This is a genomic window from Mycobacterium sp., assembly GCF_035506235.1.
Classification (GTDB): Bacteria; Actinomycetota; Actinomycetes; order Mycobacteriales; family Mycobacteriaceae; genus Mycobacterium.
Map to the genome: position 1 here is coordinate 1 of NZ_DATJPU010000218.1, position 7,351 is coordinate 7,351.

Annotated in this window: 5 protein-coding genes and 1 pseudogene; 2 read left to right on the plus strand and 4 right to left on the minus strand. The window is 66.3% G+C overall.

All coding sequences use genetic code 11. The features are described 5' to 3' along the window. Positions 1 to 134: 134 nt before the first annotated feature. From VMD50_RS20325 to VMD50_RS20340, 4 genes and pseudogenes are all read right to left on the minus strand, one after another. Positions 135 to 1,250: pseudogene (locus tag VMD50_RS20325) on the minus strand (recombinase family protein); the annotation flags it as partial. A gap of 186 nt (positions 1,251 to 1,436) precedes the next feature. After that, positions 1,437 to 3,053 carry a replication initiator gene (locus VMD50_RS20330; RefSeq protein ID WP_325430108.1) on the minus strand — a complete coding sequence of 539 codons (1,617 nt, stop codon included), beginning with the start codon at positions 3,051 to 3,053 and terminating at the stop codon, positions 1,437 to 1,439. A 23-nt stretch (positions 3,054 to 3,076) separates the two neighbouring features. Next, a complete protein-coding gene (locus tag VMD50_RS20335) occupies positions 3,077 to 4,525 on the minus strand; it encodes an FtsK/SpoIIIE domain-containing protein (protein WP_325430100.1) in 1,449 nt (482 codons plus the stop codon). Between the two features lie 98 nt (positions 4,526 to 4,623). Continuing rightward, positions 4,624 to 4,965 (minus strand): SCO3933 family regulatory protein, encoded by a 342-nt coding sequence (locus tag VMD50_RS20340; protein ID WP_325430102.1) that lies wholly within the window; start codon positions 4,963 to 4,965, stop codon positions 4,624 to 4,626. 289 nt (positions 4,966 to 5,254) lie between these two features. On the opposite strand from VMD50_RS20340, the gene VMD50_RS20345 reads away from it, so the two are divergent. Beyond that, entirely contained in the window at positions 5,255 to 5,596 is a 342-nt protein-coding gene (locus VMD50_RS20345; RefSeq protein WP_325430104.1) for a putative quinol monooxygenase, read from the plus strand. Next, positions 5,583 to 6,800: a helix-turn-helix domain-containing protein gene (locus VMD50_RS20350; protein WP_325430106.1), complete on the plus strand. Its 1,218-nt coding sequence runs from the start codon at positions 5,583 to 5,585 to the stop codon at positions 6,798 to 6,800. The genes VMD50_RS20345 and VMD50_RS20350 overlap by 14 nt, the downstream gene beginning before the upstream one ends. Positions 6,801 to 7,351: the final 551 nt, after the last annotated feature.

Sequence of the window (7,351 nt, forward strand, 5' to 3'; positions counted from 1 at the left end):
CGCATTTCAGACTGACACGCGTCGACACGACACGCTCACCCCGACAGCGAACCCCATCTGGCAACGAAGCGGCGGCCACGACGACGGTCGCGGCCGCCGCTTCACCCTGCCTCTTGACAGACTGAACTACATATCAGCTCACAGCGGTAGAGGATGCGGGTCGTTTGCTTCCCGACGCGGGCGGCGCCCTGCATCCGCCGTCCACATGCGGCGCAGAACAGCAGCCCACGCAGCGCATACGGCACCGTCGATTCTCTGCTGCAGACCAGACCGGGACCCCGCCGCGCCTGTGTCCGAAGACGAACAGCCTGAGCCAAATCGTCATCGATGAGCGCTTCGTGCGTGCGGCGGTCCGGTGCGATCCAGTCGGTCTGATCACGCCAGCGCATTCGCGTCTCATACCCAGCGCCGACATCATCAGGGTTGACCAGGACCTCGTATTTCTCCTGCTTGCCCCACACGCGGATGCCCAGATATGTCGGGTTGTCGAGTATGGCGCGGATCGCCGAATGCGACCAACCGCGCGGGTCACGGTGACGATTCCGCGCCGGGTCGTATTGGCTCGGCGACGGCACACGGTCGTCAGTGAGCCGCTGAGCGATGTAGCGCAGGCCCGCGCCGTCGGCGTACATCCGGTAGATCCGCTCGACGATTGGGGCTGTCGCGGGGTCAGGTTCGAGGCGGTGCAACCGCTGTCCCATGTTCGCCTTGGCCAGGTTGGGGTGTGGGCCGGCGTCGACGAGCCGGTAACCGTACGGTGGTCGGCCACCCAGATATCTGGCCGTGTCCTGCGCGAGTGCCGACATCGCCGTACGGACACGCATCTGGATTCGAGCCCGCTCCCCCTTGCTCATGCCGCCGAAAAGAGTCATCACCAGGTCGTGGGCCTCGGAGCCGGGATCGACCGCTCCGCCGACCTCGGGCACCCACAGGCCGACTCCGTAGTGCGTGAGCACCGGGAAAGTGAGCGCGAACTGCGGCCCGTAGAACGCACGGGCGGGTTCCCCGATCACTACGGCATCGAAGCTACGGCCACTAGCGCTGACATCGGCAAGGAGACGTGACGCCTCTGGCCTGCGCTTCCACGGCAGCGAACGGCTCTGTCCCACATCGAAGTAGTCAGCGGCGAGGACTCCGCCGTGCGGAGTGATCAGGTCTATAGCACGCCGCTTCTGCCAGCTGCGGCTCGCCTCCGGGTCTTGAGCGTCCTCCGTGCTCACTCGGCCATAGAAGGCGAACCTCAGGCTCACGCCACTCCCCTGTCTGATCCGAGCATTCGGTCCCGCACGGCCATTATGACGTGTACCAGCGCGCGGTTGGCCTCGTGCGGAAGTCGATAGTGGTCGGGCACGACAATTTCAACATCCCCCTCTGACATGGTCGGCGCATCGATTCGAGCGCCACACTCGGAGTGAACATGTCCTGTTCGGGACTTGTCAGTCATCATGTCGCCCTGGCGGATCCCATTGTTGATCGCGGGCTTGGCGACGGGCTTCCACCACTCCGATGCGACGGGTATGAATGCGTTGGAGGGCCGCGGAGTAGACGAGGGTGCGGTCGCCGGCGCTGGTGTGTCCGGCGTGGTCGAAGTCCCATAGCATCTCATCGGTGTCGATCGGTTGGTGTCGCCTGCCTGTGCTTGCCGTCACGTCGTCAGCGAAATGGGCGGATTCTGTATCGTCTTGTCGCCCTGAATGTTTGGTCATATGGTGGCGGGTCCAGGTGGCGCGGGCGGTGCGCAGGGCGCCCATGGTGGTCGAGTAGTGCCGCGATTTGGTGGTGATATGGCCGCGGTAGCCCAGGGTGTGCAGCCAGCGCCCGATCCCCGCCAACGACGAGCCTGCGGACGCTGTGTGTTCGGCGAGTTCGGCGATGGTGGACAGGATGGCCCGCACGTGTTCGCTGACATCCAGGTCGCCGATCGCTTCTGCCGCGAGGCGCCGGGCGGTGATACCGAAGTCGTGCAGGGATTTGGTGACGTATTTCGCCAGGTACGCCGCGACCCCACGCGGCGACAACCGCGATGCCGTCATGCGCGCGGTGTCGTCGGCTTCGGAATCACTTGTGGTTATTGGCGTTTCTGGTGTCAACGGTTGGGTGTCGATCTGGGTGCCGAACCGCAGCCCTCGCACTGCCTGTTGGTCGGAGCCCCCGGCGCCGGTGGCTATGTCGATGCGGACGTGGCGGGCGGCGTGCTGGATTAGGGCGGCCAGGTCGGCGGGGGTGATAGGTGACGACCAGCCGGTGTGCTTGTCGGCTGCCGGACGGGGCTCCCCACCACCCCACGGGGCGGCGGGGCTGTAACGGTTGTGGTCACCCGATCCCGTGGTGTCGTTGTCGGCTGGTGGCGGGTCGAGGCGGATCAGGGCGTGGATGTGGGGGATGGCGCGGGCTTGCAGTTCAACGACTTTGACGAAGCTGACCCGCACCGAACCGGGCTTGACGCCAACTGTTTTCAGGTGTGTCGAGACGGCGCGTCGTAGTGCGATGGTGAACCGCCGCCACAGCTCGGGCAGATGCCAGGTGAACAAGACATGCCCGAGGTAGTCGTAGCACTGAGGGCACAACGGCTGGCCCACCATAGGGTCATCGATACTGTGGATTATGTTGCACCGCAACTTATTTCCGTGCGAGCACCGGGTGGCTGAGCTGGCGCCATTGCGAGTGTGGCAGGGTATGCCGGTGGCATTGTGCACCACCCCGTAGCTCGGCGCGGTCAAAGTTGCGAACACTTGCGGTCGGGCCGCGACCTCAACCGGGATGTCATGGTGACCGCCGGCGGCTCCGGCGTGTACGAGTTGCCAGGTGTCACGGGCGTAGAGGTCTGAGCATGAGGGGCACACCGCGTGACGGCGGTTGTTGCAGCGCGTCCACACGGTGTGCCGGCGTCCGCTGCGGTCGGCACCAGACAGCTGGATCGGGTGGGCGCAGAACCCAACCGATTCAGCACGGCGCCACCACGACCCGAAACCGGGAGAGGATGCGCGGCGCAGCATCTGGGCGATCACCGGCCCGGCATCTACGGTGGTCGGTAGCCCCGGCAACTCGATCATCGGGCTGTCCGCCACGACGGTGGTCACCGCGGCCCCTTATTGTCACGGTTGTCCGTGCCAGGAGCTGCGTTTTTGCCGCTGCCTGGTGTGCGGGAGCGGGGTGCGGGAAAGGTTCGGGCCAGGACAGCGATGTCGCGGTCGGCGGCCTTAAACGCCCGCACCCGTATCGGGTCGGCGGTGCCGTCGATCATCACATATCCGACACCGGGTGTGGCATCAGCGATGAGGTCGCATTCGGCGCCAGCATCGCGCGCTCCTTGGCCCAGTACCATCGCGGTTTGGGTGGCTTCGGTCATGCGCAGCCCGATCCGCACGGTGAACAACTGCCGCACCGGCAGGGTGTCTTTGGCCGGGTCTTGCACCGCGGCGACCACCGATATCCCGACCGCGCGGCCCTGGGAGAGCAGCAAGCCCAGCAGCTGTTCGATTTCGGTGCGCAGTTTGCGGTCGGTGACGTAGGCGGTCACCGCGGCGATCTCGTCGATGACGACCACGATCAGCGGTTCGGTGGTGCTGGGGGTGTGCAGGCGGGTGTGTCCGCGTAGCCGGTTGGCCCGCGTCTGCATCAATGTCACCAGCTGGCGCAGCAGCTCCAGGGTGGGTTGGCCGGTGTGGTGGCAGAACATCGAAAACATCGGGGCGCCGGCACCCAGTTCCATGCCGCCTTTGGGGTCGATCACGCATAACCGCACCTGCCCGGTCCTGACGTGTGGTGCCAGTCCAGCGATCAGCGACCACAGCACCGAGCCTTTGCCCGCCCCGGTGGCACCCGCTATCAGGATGTGCTGTCCCAAAACGGGTAGCTGCCACCAAGTCCGCATCTCGGTGATCCCGACCCGCACCGCTCCCAGGTCGACCGTGGTTGCTCGCGTCGGCATGGGCAAGCTGATGGGTTGGGCCAGCACGTCACCGCGACTGATGATGATGCGCAGCTCGCCAGGGGTGGTGGCGCGGATCGTCAGCCGCTCGGCCCGCCACGCCGCCGCCAACGCCGGAGCGCGTTTGTGCCAATCGGTGATCGACTGGCCAGCCACCACCCGCACGATGAGCACGTCGGCGTGGTCCCCGATCTGCCCCGACCGCAATGCAGGCACCAAGGTGCGTTCACCTAGCCGGGCGGTCAAACCGTGCAGGGTGCACATCGACTCCCAGTTGCGGTGGTACCGCCACCACGACAGCCAGCGCTGCCGCACCGGCGCGGTGACCCACGCGGTAAACGAGGACGGCTCCACGACTGCCCAGCCGATATAGGCAGCGACAGCCAGCCCGGCAGTCAGCAGGCCCGCGCGGGTGCCGTGGGCGACGGCGACCCAGATCGTCAGGATCACCGGGATACTGAGGGCGGGAAACAGAACCGCCCACCACAGCAGCTGCGCGGCAGCTTTGACCAATGCCCAGATCAGCTCGCCGATCCAGTCATCACCAGATGACTGATTATCGTTGCGGTTGTTACGGTTTGAGGTGTTCGACATGATGGCACGCTTTCGCTGCGACGGGTTGTTGTGAAGTCCGGAGGCTGGCCCGACAGCCACGCCGCACTCATGCGGGTGCTGCCGGGCCAGCCCTTCGGTTACCGGGCCTGCTGGCCCGCCTTCGCGGCGGCCGCTGCAGAGTCGGCGGCGGCGATGGTTTCGGCGCGATACGCGATGCCCGAGCGGCCGTCCTGCGACCACGGCAACGCCACCAGACCCGATACCGCAACGGGTTGGCCCACAGTGACTTTCGGCTCGCCAACCACGGTGACCGCCAGCACCTCGCCGCCCGTGCCGTCCAGGGCGATCAACTGCACCAGCCACAACGCCTGCCCGGTCGCCTTATCAATGCGTGGTGCACCGGTGTCGAAATTGGTGCGCTGCTCGGGAATCCGGGTGCACAGAAACGTCACGCCGGTGGTGTCGATTCGCAACTTCATGATGGGTGTTTCCTGTCTTCTCGAGTGAGCGGCCCAACGGTGTCGTTGGACGCATCACCCAGTGCAGCCCGACACCAGCCGCGGCCACCAACGGCGGACTAAGGCACACAGCGCGAGTGTGCAAAACTGTGCGCTGCCTCGCACCGTCGCATGCGGATTCGCGGGTTGACGCCGCCCCCGCCGGTGCCTGCGCGTCTTGTCAACGCCGCCAACGAGGCAGCCGGGTAAGGTGTGCGGCAACCGCGCACACCAGCACGACAACAGCGCCGCGCGGAATTGGCTCGTGGGGGTGAAATTGTTCGCACTGCTGGTCAGGTTCAGCGTCCGCCCAGGACACGAGGACGCCTTCGACGCACTCGTGGCCGAAACGCTGGCCGCCATCGCTGCCGAGGAACCCGACACGATCGTTTATGCCAGCCACACCGCGGCCGAGGAGCCCACCGTGCGGGTGTTCTACGAGTGCTACCGAAGCCACGACGCCTTCCAAGCCCACGAAGCCGCGCCGCACATCCGCCGGTTCCTGTCCGAGCGGACCCAGCACCTGGCCAGCCCACCGGAGGTGTGGACACTTGCGCCCGTTGCCGGTGCGATCAACGGAAGGCCCCTTCGAGGCGACGGTGCCCCGCGCTGACCCCACACCCGGCGACCTGGTTCGTCACTACCGGGAAGAAAAGAATTGGTCGCGCAAGCGCCTGGCCGACCAAATGCACAGATCGGCCAGTTGGGTCGCCCAGATCGAACGCGGCGAAATACGACTGATCGACCTCACCGTCATACAACGGCTGGCCGCGGTGCTCGGCGCGCCGCTACAGGAGTTCATCGAGGCCACGCTTGGACCCGACACCGAGACCGTCAGGAACCGACCCTACGTGGAGCGGCTTCGTCTGGCCATCGCAGGTCACCCCGCCCCAGACAGCATCATCACACCGGTAGCCGACGGCCCACCCTGCGACCTGCAATCACTGCGACGGCGGACCCTGCACGTCTGGGAGCGCATCCACGCCAGCGCCTACCGCGACACGGGACCAGCAATCGCTACTCTAATCAGCGAGCTGGAAACAGCCAGCCGCACCGCCGCCAAAACTCAACGCCCCGAACTCCTTTCGCTGCTTGCCCAGACGTATCAAGCCGCCGCGGCGATGCTGGTCAAAGTCGGCGACCGGGGTGCGGGATGGGTAGCGGCCGACCGGGCCATCGCCGCCGCCGAACGAACCCGCGACCCCGCCCTGATCCTGGCCGGTCAACTACGCATGGCCCGCACCCTGCTCGACTCCAGCGAACAAGCACTGGCCCGTCACGTCTTAACCCAAGCAACCCAACGACACGAAACCATCATCGCCGGCGGCGATCACTGCCTGATCTCGCTCGTGGGCTCCAGCGCGCTGCTGCTGGCGATTCTGCACGCCCGCGACGCCAACACCCTGGACGCCGAACAATGCCTGACGGTGGCACGCCGGCTCGCCGCCGTCCTGGGCGCCGACCGCAACCACCACGACACCGAATTCGGACCCACCAACGTGGCCATGCACGCCGTGGGGGTAGCGGTCGAACTCGGCAACGGACAACAAGCCCTCGACCGCGCCGCGCATGTGCACGACGCCGAGCAGCTATCGCCCGAACGGCAAACCCGCTACCTCATCGACATCGCCCGAGCCCACCTGCTGACCCGATCCGGCCGTGAGGCGCTGCGAGCCCTGGTCAACGCCGAGCAGATCGCCGCCGAAGAACTCGCCGAATCACCCCGCGTCGCCGAACTCATCGACGACATCGAAGCCCTGAACCGACGCCCGCGCCTGTCCGGCCTGCGTGAACTCCGGCAACGCCTCTACGGATAAATGCCCACTCGCGATCCCCCGACACGGCCGCCGCGTGCCCGCCGCCTCGGCCAGCGCAGCACACCCCTCCAACAGCTCACCGCCCACCCGAGCTGATCGTGCCTGCCCTGCTGGCGGCTACCTCCGGGCTTCGCTGCGCTCCCTCTGCTTCCGTCCGCTGGCGCTCCCGTCCGCGCCGGTCGCTGCACTGCGCCCCGCGTCCGCCGCCCGCCACCGAGACCAGCCCACCCGCGAGCCGTGGGAGAACTTCCCGCCGTCCAGACAACGTGCACCGATGACCGTGCACACGGTGTCAGCAAGCGCAGCCGTCGAGTCGCCCTCGCTTGCCGCAGATCAGGTCACGACCGACTCCTGAAAACGATGTCTGACCTCGGCGGTGAGGACTTTCTTTACTGGTATTAAAAGACCATCGGCGTTTCTGCGGCCTTGCGCGGCGGGTGCATCGGTAGGGTCCGCGTCCGGACCTGTGCGGTCTGACTCGTTTCTTTACCGGCCGCGAGCGTTGTGGTGTGCCCGTAATTGCCAGATCCGTCGACTGCATTTGGTCCGGC

What these genes read in the sequence shown, in the direction of transcription:
- VMD50_RS20330 (WP_325430108.1), bottom strand. Translation starts at nt 3,053, where the DNA reads ATGATCGAGTTGCCGGGGCTACCGACCACCGTAGATGCCGGGCCGGTG.
- VMD50_RS20335 (WP_325430100.1), bottom strand. Translation starts at nt 4,525, where the DNA reads ATGTCGAACACCTCAAACCGTAACAACCGCAACGATAATCAGTCATCT.
- VMD50_RS20340 (WP_325430102.1), bottom strand. Translation starts at nt 4,965, where the DNA reads ATGAAGTTGCGAATCGACACCACCGGCGTGACGTTTCTGTGCACCCGG.